Source organism: Cupriavidus sp. FW305-F7 (assembly GCF_058782875.1).
This window is the reverse complement of the sequence record NZ_JBYSYC010000011.1, coordinates 23956-42949: the sequence shown is the minus strand read 5'-3', so window position 1 is coordinate 42949 and position 18994 is coordinate 23956. Positions and strand designations below refer to the sequence as shown.

Annotated in this window: 16 protein-coding genes; 7 read left to right on the top strand and 9 right to left on the bottom strand. The window is 67.9% G+C overall.

The annotated features are described in order from the left end of the window. Positions 1-230 precede the first annotated feature (230 nt). Positions 231-2162 carry an ATP-binding cassette domain-containing protein gene (locus tag AC3WL8_RS12570; protein WP_492378329.1) on the top strand — a complete coding sequence of 644 codons (1932 nt, stop codon included), beginning with the start codon at positions 231-233 and terminating at the stop codon, positions 2160-2162. Positions 2163-2175: 13 nt separating this feature from the next. On the opposite strand, the gene AC3WL8_RS12565 is transcribed toward AC3WL8_RS12570, so the two are convergent. After that, on the bottom strand, positions 2176-2319 hold the full coding sequence (locus tag AC3WL8_RS12565) for a hypothetical protein (RefSeq protein WP_153953659.1): 144 nt from the start codon (positions 2317-2319) through the stop codon (positions 2176-2178). Further along, on the bottom strand, positions 2316-3527 hold the full coding sequence (locus AC3WL8_RS12560) for an MFS transporter (RefSeq protein WP_492378328.1): 1212 nt from the start codon (positions 3525-3527) through the stop codon (positions 2316-2318). Before AC3WL8_RS12560 ends, AC3WL8_RS12565 begins: the two co-directional genes overlap by 4 nt. A 357-nt stretch (positions 3528-3884) precedes the next feature. On the opposite strand from AC3WL8_RS12560, the gene AC3WL8_RS12555 reads away from it, so the two are divergent. The 5 genes from AC3WL8_RS12555 (at position 3885) to AC3WL8_RS12535 (ending at position 10441) form a co-directional block, all read left to right on the top strand. Then, positions 3885-5876, top strand: a complete 1992-nt coding sequence (locus AC3WL8_RS12555; protein WP_013957466.1) for a DNA topoisomerase IV subunit B — start codon at positions 3885-3887, stop codon at positions 5874-5876. 115 nt (positions 5877-5991) lie between these two features. Further along, on the top strand, positions 5992-6789 hold the full coding sequence (locus tag AC3WL8_RS12550; protein ID WP_492378327.1) for a lytic transglycosylase domain-containing protein: 798 nt from the start codon (positions 5992-5994) through the stop codon (positions 6787-6789). 72 nt (positions 6790-6861) lie between these two features. Next, positions 6862-9201, top strand: coding sequence for a DNA topoisomerase IV subunit A (parC, locus tag AC3WL8_RS12545; protein ID WP_492378326.1), 2340 nt, complete (start codon positions 6862-6864; stop codon positions 9199-9201). 140 nt (positions 9202-9341) lie between these two features. After that, complete coding sequence (locus AC3WL8_RS12540) at positions 9342-9914, top strand: chromate transporter (RefSeq protein ID WP_492378325.1); 573 nt, start codon at positions 9342-9344, stop codon at positions 9912-9914. After that, positions 9911-10441, top strand: coding sequence for a chromate transporter (locus AC3WL8_RS12535; RefSeq protein ID WP_013957462.1), 531 nt, complete (start codon positions 9911-9913; stop codon positions 10439-10441). The genes AC3WL8_RS12540 and AC3WL8_RS12535 overlap by 4 nt, the downstream gene beginning before the upstream one ends. A 13-nt stretch (positions 10442-10454) precedes the next feature. Here the strand turns inward: AC3WL8_RS12535 and AC3WL8_RS12530 are convergent, their stop codons facing one another. Beyond that, on the bottom strand, positions 10455-12284 hold the full coding sequence (locus AC3WL8_RS12530) for an ABC transporter ATP-binding protein (RefSeq protein WP_492378324.1): 1830 nt from the start codon (positions 12282-12284) through the stop codon (positions 10455-10457). A 176-nt stretch (positions 12285-12460) separates the two neighbouring features. Further along, positions 12461-14143 (bottom strand): L-lactate permease, encoded by a 1683-nt coding sequence (locus AC3WL8_RS12525; protein WP_013957460.1) that lies wholly within the window; start codon positions 14141-14143, stop codon positions 12461-12463. A 411-nt stretch (positions 14144-14554) separates the two neighbouring features. On the opposite strand from AC3WL8_RS12525, the gene AC3WL8_RS12520 reads away from it, so the two are divergent. After that, positions 14555-15208 carry a LysE family translocator gene (locus tag AC3WL8_RS12520; RefSeq protein ID WP_114131766.1) on the top strand — a complete coding sequence of 218 codons (654 nt, stop codon included), beginning with the start codon at positions 14555-14557 and terminating at the stop codon, positions 15206-15208. Positions 15209-15242: 34 nt separating this feature from the next. Here AC3WL8_RS12520 and AC3WL8_RS12515 read toward each other — a convergent pair whose 3' ends face one another. From AC3WL8_RS12515 to AC3WL8_RS12495, 5 genes are read right to left on the bottom strand one after another with little or no spacing between them, the layout of a single operon-like run. Then, positions 15243-15887 carry a glutathione S-transferase family protein gene (locus AC3WL8_RS12515; protein ID WP_211979997.1) on the bottom strand — a complete coding sequence of 215 codons (645 nt, stop codon included), beginning with the start codon at positions 15885-15887 and terminating at the stop codon, positions 15243-15245. A gap of 31 nt (positions 15888-15918) precedes the next feature. Next, positions 15919-17109 (bottom strand): aminotransferase-like domain-containing protein, encoded by a 1191-nt coding sequence (locus AC3WL8_RS12510; protein WP_492378323.1) that lies wholly within the window; start codon positions 17107-17109, stop codon positions 15919-15921. 53 nt (positions 17110-17162) lie between these two features. Beyond that, positions 17163-17492: a DHCW motif cupin fold protein gene (locus tag AC3WL8_RS12505; protein WP_010813560.1), complete on the bottom strand. Its 330-nt coding sequence runs from the start codon at positions 17490-17492 to the stop codon at positions 17163-17165. A gap of 7 nt (positions 17493-17499) precedes the next feature. After that, positions 17500-17970, bottom strand: coding sequence for a RidA family protein (locus tag AC3WL8_RS12500; protein WP_492378322.1), 471 nt, complete (start codon positions 17968-17970; stop codon positions 17500-17502). Positions 17971-17981: 11 nt separating this feature from the next. Further along, the gene (locus AC3WL8_RS12495; protein ID WP_041228431.1) at positions 17982-18959 is read right to left on the bottom strand and encodes a DMT family transporter; all 978 of its coding nucleotides are present in this window, start codon (positions 18957-18959) and stop codon (positions 17982-17984) included. Positions 18960-18994 lie beyond the last annotated feature (35 nt).

Genomic DNA, 18994 nt, shown 5'->3' with positions numbered 1-18994 from the left:
TCCCTTACGGACTTTTCCGACTGGAGCGGGCAGGGGGGCGTTGTTATGCTGGTTTCGTGCCTTGCGAGCAGGGCACCGAGGAGAGACTCTTGGGCCCGCAGTGCGCGGGCCCTTCTTTTTTGGGGCCAGCCTTGGCCCGGCCCCGGTCGTCTACAATGCGGGCTGCCGTGCCACGCCAGCCCTGGCTGCCAGGCCGTCCCTCCTTTCTCTCGTCGTCTCGTCTTTCTCCCATGGCCCTGTTTTCCATTACCGACGCCCAGCTTGCCTTCGGGCACGTGGCCCTGCTCGATCACACCGACTTTTCGCTGGAGGCCGGCGAGCGCGTGGGTTTGATCGGGCGCAACGGCTCGGGCAAGTCCTCGCTGCTGAAGATCGTGGCGGGGCTGTCGGCGCCGGACGACGGGCTGATCGCGCGCCAGAGCGGCGTGACCAGCGCCTACGTGCCGCAGGAGCCGCAGTTCGAGGCGGGCATCACCGTGTTCGACGCCGTCTCCCAGGGCATGGGCGATGCGCACGACCTGCTGGTGCGCTACGAGGCCGCCGCCGACCGTGTGGCCGAGAGCCACGACGACGAAGCCGCGCTGGCCGAATTGCATCGGCTGCAGTCCGAGTTGGACGCCGCCGGCGCCTGGCAGTTGCGCACCCGCGTCGAAACTACGCTGGCACGGCTGGGGCTGGATTCGCACACGCGCGTCGAGGCACTGTCCGGCGGCCTGCAGAAACGCGTGGCGCTGGCGCAGGCGCTGGTGGCCGAGCCCGACATCCTGCTGCTGGATGAACCTACCAACCACCTCGACGTGGAAGCGATCCGCTGGCTGGAAGACCTGCTGCTGGGCTTTCGCGGCAGCGTGCTGCTGATCACTCACGACCGCGCCTTCCTCGACCGCGTGGCCACGCGCATCATCGAACTGGACCGCGGCCGGCTGGTGTCCTTCCCCGGCAACTTCGCCGCCTACCAGGCGCGCAAGGAAGAGATGCTGGCGGCCGAGCAGGTCGAGCAGGCCAAGTTCGACAAGCTGCTGGCGCAGGAGGAAGTGTGGATCCGCAAGGGGGTGGAGGCGCGCCGCACGCGCAGCGTGTCGCGCATCCAGCGGCTGGTGGCGATGCGCAACGAGCGCGCCGCGCGCCGTGAAGTCCAGGGTAACGTCAAGCTGGAGGTGTCACAGGCCGACCGCTCCGGCAAGATCGTGTCGGAGCTGACCGGCGTCAGCAAGGCCTATGGCGACAAGGTGGTGGTGCGCGACTTCACCGCCACCATCATGCGCGGCGACAAGGTCGGCCTGATCGGCCCCAACGGCGCCGGCAAGACCACGCTGCTGCGGCTGATCCTGGGCGAACTGGCGCCGGACAGCGGCACCGTGCGCAATGGCAGCAACCTGCAGGTAGCGTACTTCGACCAGATGCGCACCGCGCTGGACCTGGAGCGCTCGCTGGCCGACACCATCAGCCCGGGCAGCGACTGGGTCGAGGTCAATGGCCAGCGCAAGCATGTGATGAGCTACCTGGGCGACTTCCTGTTCGCGCCGGAACGTGCGCGCTCGCCGGTCAAGTCGCTGTCTGGCGGCGAGCGCAACCGGCTGCTGCTGGCGCGCCTGTTTGCGCGCCCGGCCAATGTGCTGGTGCTGGACGAGCCCACCAACGATCTTGATATTGACACGCTGGAACTGCTGGAAGAACTGCTGCAGGACTACAGCGGCACCGTGTTCCTGGTTTCGCACGACCGCGCCTTCCTGGACAACGTGGTGACCTCGACCCTGGCCGCCGAGGGCGATGGCGTGTGGCGCGAGTCGGTGGGCGGATATTCCGACTGGGTCGAGCAGTCGGCCCGCAGCGTGGCGCTGCAGGCCGCGCGCAAGCCGGAGCAGAAGGCGGCGGAGCCGGCAAAGGGCAAGGACTCGCGCGAGGCGCGCGGCGCCAACCGGACCGTCAAGCTGTCGTACAAGGAACAGCGCGAGCTGGACGGCCTGCCGGAGCGCATTGCGGCGCTGGAAACGGAGCAGAAGGCGATCTCGGTGCAGCTGGAAGACGGTTCGCTCTATGTCAGCGATGCGCCCAAGGCCGTGCAGCTGGGCACCCGGCACGACGAGATCGAGATGGAACTGCTGGAAGCGCTGGAGCGCTGGGAAGTGCTGGAAGCGAAGTCGAAGGGCGAGGGCGTGTGAGCGCCTGGCTGCGTCACCCGCACCACGCCAACACCATATTGGTCAGATCGACCATAAAACCCGGCCGCAGGTAGCCCACGAACCCCAGCGCCAGCAGCCCGGCCAGCACCGCCAGCCCGGCTGCCTTCGCCACGCGGACGCGGGCCGCTGTCATCATGCCGCCGCCGGCTGCGCGCGCACCAGCGCCTGCTCGCGGATCGGCAGGTTCACCAGCGCGGCCACCACGCCCAGCGCGATCGAGATCAGCCACACCGTGTTGTAGCCGCCGGTGCGGTCATAGAGGTAGCCGCCCAGCCAGGCCCCCAGGAAGCTGCCGATCTGGTGCGAGAAGAACACCACGCCCGACAGCATTGACAGGTATTTCACGCCGAACACCTGGGCGATGATGCCGTTGGTCAGCGGCACCGTGGACAGCCACAGGAAGCCCATCAGCGCCGCGAACACCCAGGTGCTGGCCACCGTCAGCGGCAGCAGCAGGTAGCCGGCGATCACCACCGAGCGCGTCACATAGATGGCGGACAGCAGGTAGCGCTTGGGCAGGCGCTGGCCCAGCGCGCCGGCGGTATAGGTGCCGAATACATTGAACAGCCCGATCAGCGCCAGCGCCACGACGGCGACTTTCGGGTCGGTCAGGCCCTGGTCCTTCAGGTACGGCGCCAGGTGCACGCCGATAAACACCACCTGGAAGCCGCACACGAAGTAGCCCAGCGTCAGCAGCTGGAAGTTGCGGTTGCCGAAGGCTTCGTGCACGGCCTGGCCGATGGTCTGGTGGTGGCCGCCGGTGTGGGCCGCTTCGCGCGGCTCGCGCAGTGTCAGCGCCAGCGGCAGCATCACGCAGGCCATCAGCGCCATCACGTACAGCGCGTTCTGCCAGCCCAGGCCGGAGATCAGGCCCTGTTCTACCGGGATCATCAGGAACTGGCCGAACGAGCCCGCGGCGGCGGCGATGCCCATGGCCCAGACCCGCTTCTCGGGGCTGGCCACGCGGCCGATCACGCCGTAGACGATGCTGTAGGTGGTGCCGGACTGGGCGATGCCGATCATCACGCCGGCGCCGGTGGCAAAGGCGGTGCCGCTGGTGGCCAGTGCCATCACCGCCAGCCCGGCCACGTACAGCGCCACGCCGACCAGCATGATGCGCAGCGCGCCGAACTTGTCGGCCAGCGCCCCGGCAAAGGGCTGGCTGGCGCCCCACATCAGGTTCTGCAGCGCCAGGGCAAAGGCGAAGGTCTCGCGGTTCCAGCCATGGGCCTGCGTGATCGGCAGGTTGAACAGGCCGAAGCCGTGCCGGATGCCCATTGAAAGCGTGACGAGCAGCCCACCGCACACGAGGACGGTGGTCAGGGAGAGTTGTCGGTTCTGCATGTCTTGGCTCGGTGTGCGGCAGTCCCGCCGGGTAGGGCGGCGCCGACAGGGATTGTGTGTGCTTGTTGTTGTCCGTGCCGGGACGGCAATCAGGCTTGCCGGGGCCGGGTGGTGGCGAGTTTACTCCGGCTCGGGAAAACGCGTACTGCGCCGCCCGCGAGGCCGGCCGGGTTGGGGCGCCCTGGCAAAAAGTGGCGGCGGCCCGGCAAAGCGGCGCCGGCGCGGGCTGGCAGGGCGAGCGCCTTTTTGGCGGGATTGCCGTCGCCCGCTTCCATTACAATGCAGTGCCCGGTGCCCCGGCGCGTGCACAGTTGTGCGCCTCGTGGCAGCCGGGACCATCACTTTCGTAGCGACTCCATGGCGAGCAAAACCAGTCAGTACAGCGAATCTTCCATCCGGGTCCTGAAGGGCCTGGAGCCGGTCAAGCAGCGTCCCGGCATGTACACCCGGACCGACAACCCCCTGCACATCGTGCAGGAGGTGATCGACAACGCCTCGGACGAGGCCCTCGGCGGCCACGGCTCCGAGATCCTGGTGACCCTGCATCGCGACGGCAGCCTCAGCGTGGAGGACGACGGCCGCGGCATCCCGGTGGGCATCCATCCGGAAGAAGGCGTGCCGGTGGTCGAGATCGTCTTCACCCGGCTGCACGCCGGCGGCAAGTTCGACAAGGGCAAGGGCGGCGCCTATGCCTTCTCGGGCGGCCTGCACGGCGTGGGCGTGTCGGTGACCAATGCCTTGTCGACGCAGATGGACGTGACCGTGTGGCGCGACAGCATGTGCTCGACGCTGACCTTCTCCGGCGGCGACGTGACCGTGCCGCTGGCCTCGCGCAAGATCGAGCGTGGCGAGAAGAAAAGCGGCACCCGCGTGCAGGTGTGGCCGGATGCCAAGTATTTCGACTCGGCCGCGATCCCGCTGGCCGAGCTGCAGCGCCTGCTGCGCAGCAAGGCCGTGCTGCTGCCGGGCGTCAAGGTCACGCTGGTGACCGAGAAGACCGGCGAGCGCCAGACCTGGCAATACGACCAGGGGCTGAAGGGCTACCTGGTCGAGGCGCTGGCGCAGGGCAGTGGCGCCGAGCTGGTGATCCCGATGTTCGAGGGCGAGCATTTCGCTGACCCCGACGCCAATCCCGGCGAAGAAGGCTTTGCCGACGGCGAAGGCGCCTCCTGGGTGGTGGCCTGGACCGAAGACGGCGCGCCGGTGCGCGAGTCCTACGTCAACCTGATCCCCACGCCGGCCGGCGGCACGCATGAATCCGGCCTGCGCGAAGGCCTGTTCCAGGCGGTCAAGAGCTTTATCGAGATGCACGCGCTGCAGCCCAAGGGCGTCAAGCTGATGAGCGAAGACGTGTTTGCGCGCGCCTCGTTCGTGCTCTCGGCCAAGGTGCTGGATCCGCAGTTCCAGGGCCAGATCAAGGAGCGCCTGAACAGCCGCGACGCGGTGCGGCTCGTGTCCACCTTCAGCCGCCCGGCGCTGGAGCTGTGGCTGAACCACCATGTCGAGTACGGCAAGAAGCTGGCCGAGCTGGTGATCCGCCAGGCGCAGGCGCGCACGCGCGCCGCGCAGAAGGTCGAGAAGAAAAAGGGCTCCGGCGTGGCCGTGCTGCCCGGCAAGCTGACCGACTGCGAGTCCACCGACGTGACCCGCAACGAACTGTTCCTGGTCGAGGGCGACTCCGCCGGCGGCTCGGCCAAGATGGGCCGCGACAAGGAATTCCAGGCCATCCTGCCGCTGCGCGGCAAGGTGCTCAATACCTGGGAGACCGAGCGCGACCGCCTCTTTGCCAACAACGAAGTGCACGACATCGCGGTGGCGATCGGCGTGGACCCGCACGGCGCCAACGACGAGCCCGACCTGTCCAACCTGCGCTACGGCAAGATCTGCATCCTGTCCGACGCGGACGTGGACGGCGCGCATATCCAGGTGCTGCTGCTGACATTGTTCTTCCGGCACTTCCCCAAGCTGATCGATACCGGCAACGTCTGTGTGGCGCGTCCGCCGCTGTTCCGCGTCGACGCGCCCGCGCGTGGCAAGAAGCCGGCGCAGAAGCTGTACGCGCTGGACGAAGGCGAGCTGCTGGCGATTCAGGACAAGCTGCTCAAGGACGGCGTCAAGGAAAACTCGTGGCAGATTTCCCGCTTCAAGGGCCTGGGCGAAATGAGCGCCGAGCAGCTCTGGGAAACCACCATGAACCCCGACACGCGGCGCTTGCTGCCCGTGTCGCTGGGCGAATTCGACCTGCCGCAGACCGTCGAGATGATGAATATGCTGATGGGCAAGGGCGAGGCCGCGCAACGCCGCAGCTGGCTGGAAGAGAAGGGCAACGAGGTCGAGGCCGATATCTGAGGGAAGTGAGCGGCACCTGGACGGTAAGCGTCGGCCGGGGATTGGGTAGATAATCCCCAGTTTCCCTGGCCGTCATTCCCGATGGTCGCCAACTGACAGCAATCCGGAACGCACGATGACGAAGAGAACTCCCGGCAAACCATGGCGCAAGGCGGCGGCGGCCGTCGTGGCGCTGGCCGGGCTCGCCTTCGTGCCGGCGGCGCATGCCGAGCTGTGGGGCTTTATCGATGCCGACGGCGTGGCGCACTTTGCCGACCAGAAGCTCGATGCGCGCTACAAGCTGTTCATGAAGGACGGCGGCAAGCTGGATACCGGGCGCCTGGCGGCGCGGCAGTCGCAGGCGGCCGCTGGCGCGGACATCGACCTGGAGCAGCACAAGCTGTACCGCTACGTCGTCAACCATTCCAATATCAAGACCGTCGAGCCGCTGATCCACCAGATCGCCGGCAAGCAGGACGTCGACCCGGCGCTGGTCAAGGCGGTGATGGCGGTGGAGTCGGGTTTCAACCCGGGCGCGGTGTCGCCCAAGGGCGCGATCGGCCTGATGCAGGTGATCCCCGACACCGGCGCGCGCTTCGGCGTGAGCGCCGATGCGCGCCGCACCGTCGAGCAGAAGCTGGCCGATCCACGCACCAATATCACCGCGGGCGTGCGCTACCTGAGCTGGCTGATGCAGCTGTTCCCGAACAACCTGGAGCTGGTGCTGGCTGCCTATAACGCCGGCGAGGGCGCGGTGCAGCGCTACAACAACCGCATTCCGCCTTACCCGGAGACCCGGCAGTATGTCAGCACCGTGCTGCAGTTTTACCGGCTGTACCAGCCGCAGCAGGGCGCGGTGCTCAAGCGCGCCAGCGCAAGCGCGGACGGCCCGCGCGTGAAGATGGTCATCGGCGGGCGCCGCCCCATGCCCTGACCGGCATACCCGAACAACAAGCAACCCGGCGCGCCGGCAGTTCAACGTGGCGCGCCGAATTCTTGCCTACCCATGGAACAACAAGACATCACGTTTCAACCTGAAGAGCCGGCCGATTCGCTGACGCTGGCGCGCTACGCCGAGCGCGCCTACCTTGACTACGCCGTCAGCGTGGTCAAGGGCCGCGCGCTGCCCGAGGTGGCCGACGGCCAGAAGCCGGTGCAGCGGCGCATCCTGTTCTCGATGCACGAGATGGGCCTGCGCGCCGACGCCAAGCCGGTCAAGTCCGCGCGCGTGGTCGGCGACGTGCTGGGCAAGTTCCACCCGCACGGCGACCAGTCCGCCTATGACGCGCTGGTGCGCCTGGCGCAGGACTTCTCGCTGCGCTACCCGCTGATCGACGGCCAGGGCAACTTCGGCTCGCGCGATGGCGACGGCGCGGCGGCGATGCGCTACACCGAAGCGCGCCTGACGCCGATCTCGCGGCTGCTGCTCGATGAGATCGACGAAGGCACGGTCGATTTCGCCCCCAACTACGACGGCTCGATGCAGGAGCCCAAGCTGTTGCCGGCACGGTTGCCGTTCGTGCTGCTCAACGGCGCCTCGGGCATCGCGGTGGGCATGGCGACCGAGATCCCGCCGCACAACCTGCGTGAGGTCGCCGCGGCCACCGTGGCGATGATCCGCAATCCCAATATCACGCTGGCCGAGCTGCTGGCGCTGATGCCGGGGCCGGACTACCCGGGCGGCGGCCAGATCATCTCGCCGGCGTCCGATATCGCCCAGATCTACGAAGGCGGCCGCGGCAGCCTGAAGGTGCGCGCGCGCTGGACCATCGAGGAGATGGCGCGCGGCCAGTGGCAGCTGGTGGTGACCGAGCTGCCGCCGAGCACCTCGGCGCAGAAGGTGCTGGAAGAGATCGAGGAAATCACCAACCCCAAGATCAAGACCGGCAAGAAGGCGCTGACGCAGGACCAGCAGCAGCTCAAGGCCGCCATGCTGGCGGTGCTGGACGCGGTGCGCGACGAATCCGGCAAGGACGCGCCGGTGCGGCTGGTGTTCGAGCCCAAGAGCAAGAACATTGGCCAGCAGGAGTTCATCCAGACGCTGCTGGCGCATACCAGCCTGGAATCCGGCGCGCCGATCAACCTGGTCATGATCGGCACCGACGGGCGTCCGCGCCAGAAGGGCCTGCGCGAGATCCTGTCAGAGTGGATCGCGTTCCGCTTCGACACCGTCACGCGCCGCACGCGCCACCGCCTGGGCAAGGTCGAGGACCGCATCCATATCCTCGAAGGCCGGATGCTGGTGCTGCTCAATATCGACGAGGTGATCCGCATCATCCGCGAGAGCGACGAGCCCAAACCGGCGCTGATCGAGGCCTTCGGCCTGAGCGACCGCCAGGCCGAGGACATCCTGGAAATCCGGCTGCGCCAGCTGGCGCGCCTGGAAGCGATCCGCATCGAGAAGGAACTGAAGGAGCTGCGCGAGGAGCAGGCCGATCTGGACGTGCTGCTCAAGTCCGAAACCATGATGCGCCGCCGCATCATCAAGGAGATCGAGACCGACGCCAAGCAGTACAGCCCGGAAGACAAGGACCCGCGCCGCACCCTGATCCAGGAAGAACGCCGCGCCGCGGCCGAAGTGCGCGTGGTCGACGAACCGGTGACGGTGGTGATGTCGCAGAAGGGCTGGGTGCGCACGCGCCAGGGCCATGGCCACGATGCGCAACAGTTCACCTTCAAGGCCGGCGATGCGCTCTATGGCACCTTCGAATGCCGCACCGTCGACGTGCTGCTGGCCTTCGGCACCAACGGCCGGGTCTATTCCGTGCCGGTCGCCAGCCTGCCTGGCGGGCGCGGCGACGGGGTGCCCATCACCACGCTGATCGAGCTGCAGTCCGGCAGCCAGGTCGCGCATACCTTCGCGGGCGCTGCCGAGCAGCGCATGCTGATTGCCACCGCGGGCGGCAATGGCTTCCAGACCAGGGTGGGCGACATGATCAGCCGGCAGAAGGGCGGCAAGTCGTTCCTGACGCTCGATGACGGCGACACGCCGCTGGTGCCGGCGCCGCTGGGCGACGAGGCAACGCATGCGGCCTGCCTGTCCGGCAACGGCCGCCTGCTGCTGGTGGCGCTCGATGAAGTGAAGGTGCTGTCCGCAGGCGGGCGCGGCGTGATCCTGATGGAGCTGGAGCCCAAGGAGAAGCTGCTGCAGGCAGTGGGCGCCGGCGCGCCGGGACTGATGCTCTCGGGCGCGGGGCGCGGCGGCAAGCCGACTTCGCAGAAGCTGGCAGGCGTGGCCTTGCAGGCCTACGTGGGCAAGCGCGCGCGCAAGGGCAAGTCCATCGAGGCCAAGCTCAAGGAGCCGCGCATCGATCCGGTACGCGTGGAGCCGCCGGCCGGCAACTGAGTTCCCTGTTGGTTTGCTCCCTATCCCGCTTGCGGGAGAGGGAGCAAACCGTTGGCAGGTGCTGCGCCTGCAATTCCCGGCATAAGGGAATGTAGCCGGTCCGAAATAACAAGAATCAAACAGCGCTCGCTTCGTCCCGCATGTCCGTCCCCCCGCTTTCCGATCTCGCCCCCGCGCCCGGTCCGCGCAAACTCTTCATCGAGTTTGCCCGCATGGGCCTGTCCGGCTTCGGCGGCGTGCTGCCCTTCGTGCGGCGCGCGGTGGTCGACCGCAACCGCTGGCTGGACGACCGCGACTTCGTCGAGCTGCTCAGCCTGGGACAGGTGCTGCCCGGCCCCAATGTGATCAACCTGGCGCTGATGCTGGGTCTGCGCTTTGCCGGCTGGCGCGGCGCGCTGGCCGCGTTCAGCGGGCTGGTGATGGTGCCGATGGGGGTGGTGATGGGTTTGATGCTGCTGTACCAGCACTACCAGGACGTCGCCGCGGTGCGGCGCATGCTGACCGGCATGACGGCGGTGTCGGCCGGACTGATGCTGGCCACCGGCTTCCGGCTGGCGCAGAGCCTGTCGATGACCGTGCGCAATGTGCTGATCGGCGCTGTCGCCTTTGTCACCATCGGCCTGCTGCGCTGGCCACTGGTGCCGGTGATGGCCGTGCTGGTGCCGCTGGCGCTGGTGTGGGAGTGGTGCATCGGCAAGAGCGCGCAGGCATGAGTCCGGGCGAAATCCTGGGCAGCCTGCTGGCCCATTTCGGCGTGCTGTCGCTGCTGGCGATCGGTGGCGCCAGCACCACGCTGCCCGACATGCACCGCTATCTGGTGGAGGCCAATGGCTTGCTGACCGATGCGCAGTTCTCGGCGATGTACGCGATCTCGCAGGCGGCGCCGGGGCCGAACATCCTGTTCGTATCGCTGTTCGGCTGGCAGGTGGCGGGGCTGGCCGGAGCGCTGACATCCATGCTCGGCATCTGCGGGCCATCGAGCCTGATCGCCTTGTGTTTCGAGTATTTCTCCGGGCGCTCGCCGCACGCACGCTGGCCGGGGCTGATCCGGCGCGCTCTGGCGGCGCTGACCATCGGCCTGATGTTCGCGTCGGGCTGGGTGCTGGCGCGCAGCGTCGACCTGCACTGGGCGGCGATGCTGGTCACCGCCGGCACGGTGCTGCTGATGCTGAAGACGCGGGTGCATCCGCTGGTGCTGGTGGCGCTCGGCGGCGCGGCCGGCCTGCTGGGGCTGGTCTAGCCCCGCCGTCCGGTCAGTCGACGCCGACAAAGCCCCCGGTCTGGTGCGCCCACAGCCGCGCATACAGCCCGCCGTGCGCCAGCAGTTGCGCGTGCGTGCCACTCTCGACGATATGCCCGTTGTCCAGCACCACCAGGCGGTCCATGCGCGCGATCGTCGACAGCCGGTGCGCGATGGCGATCACCGTCTTGCCCTGCATCAGCGTTTCCAGGCTCTCCTGGATCGCCGCTTCCACTTCCGAATCCAGGGCCGAGGTGGCTTCGTCCAGGATCAGGATCGGCGCATTCTTGAGCAGCACGCGCGCGATGGCAATGCGCTGGCGCTGCCCGCCTGACAATTTCACGCCGCGCTCGCCGACCTGCGCCTCCAGCCCGGTATTGCCGTGGGCGTCGACCAGGTGCGGGGTGAATTCGTCGGCGCGGGCGCGGTGCAGGGCTTCGGCCAGTTCAGCTTCGGTGCTGGCGGGCTTGCCGTAGCGCAGGTTGTCGCGGATCGACCGGTGCAGCAGCGAGGTGTCCTGCGTGACCATGCCGATCTGTGCGCGCAGGCTTTCCTGCGTGACCGCGGCGATGTCCTGGCCGTCGATCAGGATGCGGCCGCGCTCGACGTCGTAGAGACGCAGCAGCAGGTTGACCAGCGTCGACTTGCCAGCGCCGGAAGGACCGACCAGCCCGATCTTCTCGCCAGGGCGCACCGTCAGGTCCACGCCTTCGATGACGCCTGAGCCCTTGCCGTAGTGGAATCCCACCTGCTCGAAGCGGACCTCGCCATGGGTGACGCGCAACGGCTTTGCGTCGGCGCGGTCGGTGACCACGCGCGGCACGGCAATCGTCTTCATGCCGTCCTGCACCTGCCCGACGTTCTCGAAGATGCCGTTGACCACCCACATGATCCAGCCCGACATATTGTTGATGCGGATCACCAGCCCGGTGGTGAGCGCAATCGCGCCGGTGGTGACATGGCCCTCGCTCCACAGCCACAGCGCCAGCCCGGTGGTGCCGGCGATCAGCGCGCCGTTCATGGCGGTGATGGTGATGTCCATGCCGCTGATCATGCGTCCGGCCAGGCGCACCTTGTCGGTCTGGTCGGCCATGGCGTCGCGCGCATAGTCTTCCTCGTGCCGGGTATGGGCGAACAGCTTGAGCGTGGTGATATTGGTGTAGCCGTCGACGATGCGCCCCATCAGCCGCGAGCGCGATTCCGTGGCCACCACCGAGCGCTGCTTCACGCGCGGCACGAAATGGAGCAGGGCAGCCACGTAGCAGACGATCCACAGCAGCAGCGGGATCATCAGCCGCCAGTCGGCCTGCGCGAACAGCACCAGCGAGCTGACCGCATAGATCACCACGTGCCAGATCGCGTCCACCGCCTGCACGGCCGAGTCGCGCAGCGAGAAGCCGGTCTGCATGATGCGCTGCGCGATGCGCCCGGCAAAGTCGTTCTGGAAGAACGACAGGCTCTGCTTGAGCACGTAGCGGTGATTCTGCCAGCGGATCAGGTTGGCCAGGCCGGGGTTGATGACCTGGTGCACCAGCACGTCGTGCAGGCCGAAGAAGATCGGGCGCAGCAGCAGCGCCACCGCCGCCATCCACAGCAGTTCATTGCGATGCCGGCTGAAGAACTCCGCGCCGGGCGTGGTCTGGGCCATGTCGACCAGCCGGCCGAGGAAGCTGAACAGTGCCACCTCGATCAGCGCGCCGACAAGGCCCACCAGCAACAGCAGCGCGAACACGCCCCAGACTTCGCGCAGGTACCAGGCATAAAAGCGCCAGACCTGGCCGGGTGGCTCGTGGTCGGGCATGCCCCGGAAGGGGTCGATCAGTCTTTCCAGGCGACGCAACATGGTAGGTTTCCCGTTGTGCCCGGCGCGCCCCGGCGTCTTCGTGGGAGGTGGGGGCGCGCGTGCGGCGGATCAGACACAACATGATACGCGCCTTGCACAATGGAAAAGCCCCGCCAGGGCTGGAACCGCCAGGGGTGGGGCCTTGTCTGAACCGCAGTGCGGAAACTGCTGAACGGTCAGGGGTGATGGATCACCATATGCGTGAACGGCGGCACGTAGGCCTGCAGCGTCACGAACAGGCCCACCAGGATCGCCAGCACGATCGAGTGGAAGAACACATAGCGCAGGATGTCGCCCTCGTGGCCGTACCACTTGGTGGCGGTCGACGCCACCACGATGGACTGCGCATCGATCATCTTGCCCATCACGCCGCCCGAGCTGTTGGCCGAGGCCATCAGCACCGGCGACAGGCCCAGCTGCTCCGCCGTGGTCTTCTGCAGGCCGCCGAACAGCACGTTCGAGGCCGTGTCCGAACCGGTCAGTGCCACGCCCAACCAGCCCAGCATGGTGCCGAACAGCGGATAGAACACGCCGGTGTGGGCGAAGGCCAGGCCCAGCGTGGCATCCAGGCCCGAGTAGCGGGTCAGGTAGCCGATGCCGAACATCGCGCAGATGGTCAGGAGCGAGTAGCGCACCAGCTTGATGGTTTCCCAGTACTCCTTGAACAGGCGCGGCACCGAGTAGCCCATCAGCAGGCCGCCGGCGATGGCGGAGACAAAGATGCCGGTGCCGGCCATCGACAGCACGTTGAAGTTGAAGACCGCGCCTTCGATGACGTCCTTGGGCACGACCGGCGGTACCTTGACGACAGCCTTGTCCAGCCCCGGGATCGGGAATTTCCACGCCCACAGGCTATCCATCAGCTTCTTGAACTCGGGCACGCCCCAGACGAAGACGAACACCGTCAGGATCACCCACGGCATCCAGGCCTTGGCCACCGAGATGCCGACCGAGGCGGCGCTGGCGCGCGCATCGGCTTCGAGCGCTTCGGGATGGTCGACCTTGGAGTCGTCGTGGCGGCCCAGGATCCTGGTCGAGGTCCAGATCTCCTTCGGATGCCAGACCTTCAGGAACAGCGTCAGCGAGCCCATCGACACCAGCGCGGCGATTACGTCCACCAGCCACGGGCCGTGGAAGTTCGACACCAGGAACTGCGGGATCGCAAAGCTCACGCCCGCCACCAGGATCGCCGGCCAGATCGCCAGCATGCCGCGGAAGCCGGCAAAGGCCCAGATCAGCCAGAACGGCACGATCACCGAGAAGAACGGCAGCTGGCGGCCGATCATGGCCGACAGGTCGAGCAGGTCCAGCCCGGTCACCGACGCCAGGCCGATGATCGGGGCGCCCAGCGCGCCATAGGCCACCGGCGCGGTGTTGGCGATCAGCGCCAGGCCCGAGGCGGCCAGCGGCGAGAAGCCCAGGCCGATCAGGATGGCGCCGGTCACGGCCACCGGCGTGCCGAAGCCAGCCGCGCCCTCGAAGAAGGCGCCGAAGCTGAACGCCACCAGCAGCAGTTGCAGGCGGCGGTCCTCGGTGATGCCGGAGATCGAGTTCTGCAAGACCTTGAAGGATCCATTCAGGGTTGTCAGCCGATGCAGGAAGATGATGTTCAGCACGATCCAGCCGATCGGGAACAGCCCGGACACGATGCCCAGCCCCGCCGCCTTGCCGGCCATCGCCGCCGGCATGCCGAACACCGTCGAGGCGACCACCATGCCGATCAGCAACGCCAGCCCGGCCGCCAAGTGGGCCTGCATATGAAAGAACGCCAGCGCTGCCAGCAGCACGGCGACGGGAATCCCCGCGGCAATGGTCGACAGCGCCATATTGCCTAGCGGGTCATAGACTTGACTCCACACGATCGATGTCCTCCTCAGGTTGGCTCAGGCGCCGGGACGATCTGCGTGCCCTCGGCGCCGTGCATGCGCTTTGCACCGGCGAGCGGCATCCGCCGCGCGCGGGAAAGAACCAGCGATTGTAGGAACGGGTTCCGTGATCGCTGCCGTACATTGCGTCACGCCTGGCATGAGCCACATTCAGGGATCAGGGTTTCCCTGGGGGGCATTGCGGCGCACGTGGTGCCTTCCAGGCACACCGGCCAGAGTACTCTAAACGGCGCCTGTTGCAAAAGTCTGCGTGCCTGCCACCGGCTCGCATGACTGGCCCGGCAGCCATGCCGGCACTGGCGCAAGCGCCGGCAGTCGGCGCATACTGGCGGGCGTCATGCCGCGGGCGCGCTGCCCGCATCCAACCATTGAATGAGGCTGCCCATGACCGAGTTCTTTCCCCCTTGGCCTTTGCTCACCGCATTCGTGCTCGCCAGCCTGGCGCTGGCCATCACGCCCGGCCCGGCCGTGGTCTATATCGTCACGCGCACGCTGGCGCAGGGCCGGCGGGCCGGGCTGGCCTCGATCGGCGCGGTGGCGCTGGGCAACCTGGGCAACGCCATCGGCGCCTCGCTGGGCCTGGCGGTGCTGTTCTCGGTGTCGGCGCTGGCGTTTTCGGTGGTCAAGTACGCGGGAGCGGCCTACCTGATCTGGCTGGGCATCCGCGCGCTGCGCGGGGGTGGGGCGGCCGCGAACGGCGACACCCCGGAGGTGGCGCCACGCAGCCTGCGCCAGGTGGTGCGCGACGGCTTCGTGGTGGCGTTGCTCAACCCCAAGACCGCGATCTTCTTTGCCGCCTTCCTGCCGCAGTTCATGAACCCGGCGGGCTCGGCGCTGACGCAGAGCCTGGCGCTGGGCGTGGCCTTCGTGCTGATTGCCGCGACCACCGATGCCTGCTACGTGATGGCCGCCGCCGCGGTGATGCCGGCACTGCGCCGCGCCGGCAGGGCGCGCGCGTTCGGCCGCTACCTGACCGGCGCGGCGTTTATCGGGCTGGGGGTATTTACCGCGGCATCGGGCTCGCGCGCCGTGAAGTAAGGCCGGACCGCAGGAAAGAAAAAACTGCCGCGGCTCAGCGCAGCGGCAGTTCCAGGATGCCGTCCGCGGCGGGGCGGGCGCGCATCGCGCTCAACCAGCGCTCCAGGTCGGGGCGCGGCTGGTGCTTGAGCGGCAGCCCCATCCAGCGGTGCGCGGCGCAGGCCAGCGAGATGTCGGCCATGGTGAAGCGGTCGCCGCCGATGAACTCGCGCCCGGCCAGCGCCTTGTCCAGCAACGCCGCCAGCGGCTCGGTGCGCTCGCACGATGCCTTGATGGCGGCCTCGTCGCGCTCCGCTTCTGGCTTGCGCACCAGGTTCAGGAACGCCGTCACCATGGCTGGGCTGAAGGCGGTGGTCTGCCAGTCCATCCAGCGGTCGGCCGAGGCGCGTGCCTTGACGTCCTCGGGCCACAGTGTGCCTTCGCCATAGCGCGCGCACAGGTACCGCACGATCGCATTGGATTCCCACAGCACGAAGGGCTCGCCGCCGACATCGGTGCCGCGGAAATCCTCGATCACGGGGATCTGGCGGTTCGGGTTCAGGCGCACATAGGCCTCGGTGTCGAGATCGCCCTTGGTCACGCCGATATCCACGCGCTCATGGTCCAGGTGCAGCTCGCGCGCGCACCAGACCACTTTCTGCACGTTGATGGAGGAGAGTCGGCCCCAGATACGCAACATGTCGGCTCCTGTGGTGATGCGCGCCCGGGCTTCAGGCCGCGCGCGGTTGCTTGGCGGCGGCCGCGGCGATGGCTTCGCGGAACAGCTCGCCAAGGATCGCCACGCCCTGCTCGATGCGCTCGGCCGATACCGTGACAAAGGCCAGGCGCAGCGCGTTGCGCTTCGGGTTGCTGGCGTAGAACGGCGCGCCCGGCACATAGGCCACGTTGCGCTTCACGGCTTCTTCCAGGATCACCATGCTGTCCAGGCCCTCGGGCAGCTCCATCCAGATGAACATGCCGCCTTCGGGCGCGTTCCAGGTCACGCCCTCGGGCATATGGCGCTTGAGCGCGTCCAGCATGTACTGGCACTGCTTGCTGTAGAGCTCGCGGATGGTCGGGATATGCGTGTCGAGCAGGCCGTCGCGGATGGTCTCGTAGGCCACGCGCTGGGTGAAGGTCGGTGTGTGCAGGTCAGACGCCTGCTTGGCCTGGCACAGCTTGAAGTGCAGCTCGGGCGGGGCGATCACGTAGCCCAGGCGCATGCCGGGGGCCAGGATCTTCGAGAACGAGCCCATGTAGATCACGCCGTCCGGGTTCATCGACAGCAGGCTGGGCAGCTGGTCGCCGGTGTAGCTGAGCGCGCCGTAGGGATCGTCCTCGACCAGCAGCACGCCCTGTTCCTTTGCGCGGGCCACCAGCGCCTCGCGGCGCTCCAGCGGCAGGCGGCGCCCGGTCGGGTTCTGGAAGTTGGGCAGGGCGTACAGGAAGCGCGCGCCGGCGGTCAGCTCGGGCGTCAGCGCCTCGGGCAGGAGGCCCTTGTCGTCGCTCGGGATCGAGACGAACTCAGGTTCGAACAGCGAGAACGCCTGCAGTGCGCCGAGGTAGCTGGGGGTTTCCACCAGCACCTTGCTGCCCGGGTCGATCATCACCTTGGCGATCAGGTCCAGTGCCTGCTGCGAGCCGGTGGTGATCAGCACGCGCTCGACCGGCGCGCCATGGCGCCTGGCGACGAACTCGCGCAGCGGCAGGTAGCCTTCGGTCGCGGCGTATTGCAGCGCCGCCTGCGGGTTGTCGGCGAATACGCGGGCCGTCGCTGCCTCCATGGCCGCTACCGGGAACGAGGCCGGCGACGGCAGGCCGCCGGCGAACGAAATGACTTCCGGACGCTCGGTGACCTTCAGGATTTCGCGGATGGCCGAGCTGGTCAGTTGCTGTGCCCGGCGGGAGATGGCCCATTTCATGATGTGTCTCTTGTGGTCTGGGGGGATTCTGGGCTGAGCGGCAAGCCTGCCGCTCAGTCAACGATAAATAGTCGTGCGCCCTTCGGCGAGGACGAACGGTGCGCTTCCGCCTGGTCGGCTACCTGGTAGCTGGTTCCCGCGCCGAGCACGAACTGCCGGCCGTCTTCCAGCTCGGTATGGAGCTCGCCGTCCAGCACGAACAGGATATGGCCCTTGCTGCACCAGTGGTCGGCCAGGTAGCCGGGCGAGTATTCGACCATGCGCACGCGGATGTCGCCGAACTGGCGCGTGCGCCAGGTGGCCTCGCCCTGCTCGCCGGGGTGGCGGGTCGGCGCGATGGCCGACCAGTCGGTGGTGCCGAAGGGCAGGTTGTCGATGCGCATGCGGGCCTCAGGCCGCCTTGACTTCGGCGATCATCTCGATCTCGACGCAGGCGCCCAGCGGGACCTGCGCCACGCCGAAGGCGCTGCGCGCATGCTTGCCCTTGTCGCCGAACACTTCGGCCAGCAGCTCGGAGGCGCCGTTGGTGACCAGGTGCTGCTCGGTGAATTCGGGGGTCGAGTTGACCAGGCTCATCAGCTTGACGATGCGGGTGACGTGGTTCAGGTCGCCCACATGCGCGTGCAGCGTGGCCAGCAGGTCGATGGCGATCGCGCGCGCGGCGGCCTTGCCGGACTCGGTATCGATGTCCTTGCCCAGCTTGCCGGTCCATACCTTGCCGTCCTTGCGGGCGATATGGCCGGACAGGAACACGGTGTTGCCGGTTTGCGCGGCCATCACATAGGCGGCGGCGGGGGCGTTGACGGCCGGCAGTTCGATGCCGAGGCGGGCAAGGGTGTCGTAGACCGAGGTTTGGGACATGTAGGCTCCAGTCAGTGAATGCGTCCAGGGAGGATCGGTGGTGTTTCCGCGGCAGGTGCGCTTTGCTGCACGGCGGCGCGGCGGCCAAGGGCCACGACGGCGATCACCGCCACCGCGAAGGCGATGGTGGGGGCGTCAAGCGGCTCGGCCAGGATCAGCGCGCCTCCCGCCAGCGTCAGGAACGGCTGCAGCAATTGTATCTGGCCGACGCGCGCCACGCCGCCTTTTGCGAGACCGGCGTACCAGAAAAGGAAGCCGACAAACATCGAGAACACCGACACATAGGCCATGCCGCCCCAGGCGCGCGGCGACGCCGCGGCAATCGCCGGCAGGTCGCGCAGGGTCAGCCAGGCCACCACCGGCACCAGCACCGGCAGCGACACCGCCAGCGCCCAGCTGATGGTTTCCAGCCCGCCCAGTTCGCGCGACAGCTTGCCGCCCTCGGCATAGCCCAGCGCGCCCAGCACCACGGCGGCGAACAGGTACCAGTCCGCATGCTGCAGGCCGCCGGCGCCCTGCCAGACGGCAAAGCCCACCACCAGCGCGCTGCCGGCCAATGCCGACAGCCAGAACGCCGGCGACGGCCGCTCACGCCCGAACCAGGCGGCGAATACCGCGGTCGCCAGCGGCAGCAGGCCGGTCACGATGGCGCCGTGGCTGGCCGGCACCTCGCGCATCGCCAGCGAAGAAAACAGCGGGAAACCCGCCACCACGCCCAGCGCGGTCACGGCCAGCCGCGGCCACTGGCCGCCGCGCGGGCGGCGGCTGGCGGACAGCGCGCCGCGCCAGGCCAGCAGCGCCAGCGCCAGCAGCGCGGCCAGGACGGCGCGCGCCAGTGCGACAAAGATCGGGTCCAGTTCGGCCACCGCCATGCGCGTGAACGGCAGCGTCTGGCTGAAGATCGCCACACCGACAAAGCCGAGCAGCATGCCGCCGGAGGCCGGTGGGGCAGACGTCAGTGGCGGTGAAGCGGGGCGGCTGGCGGGCATGGTCGGGGTCTTGGTTGTCATTGGCTCGGAATCGG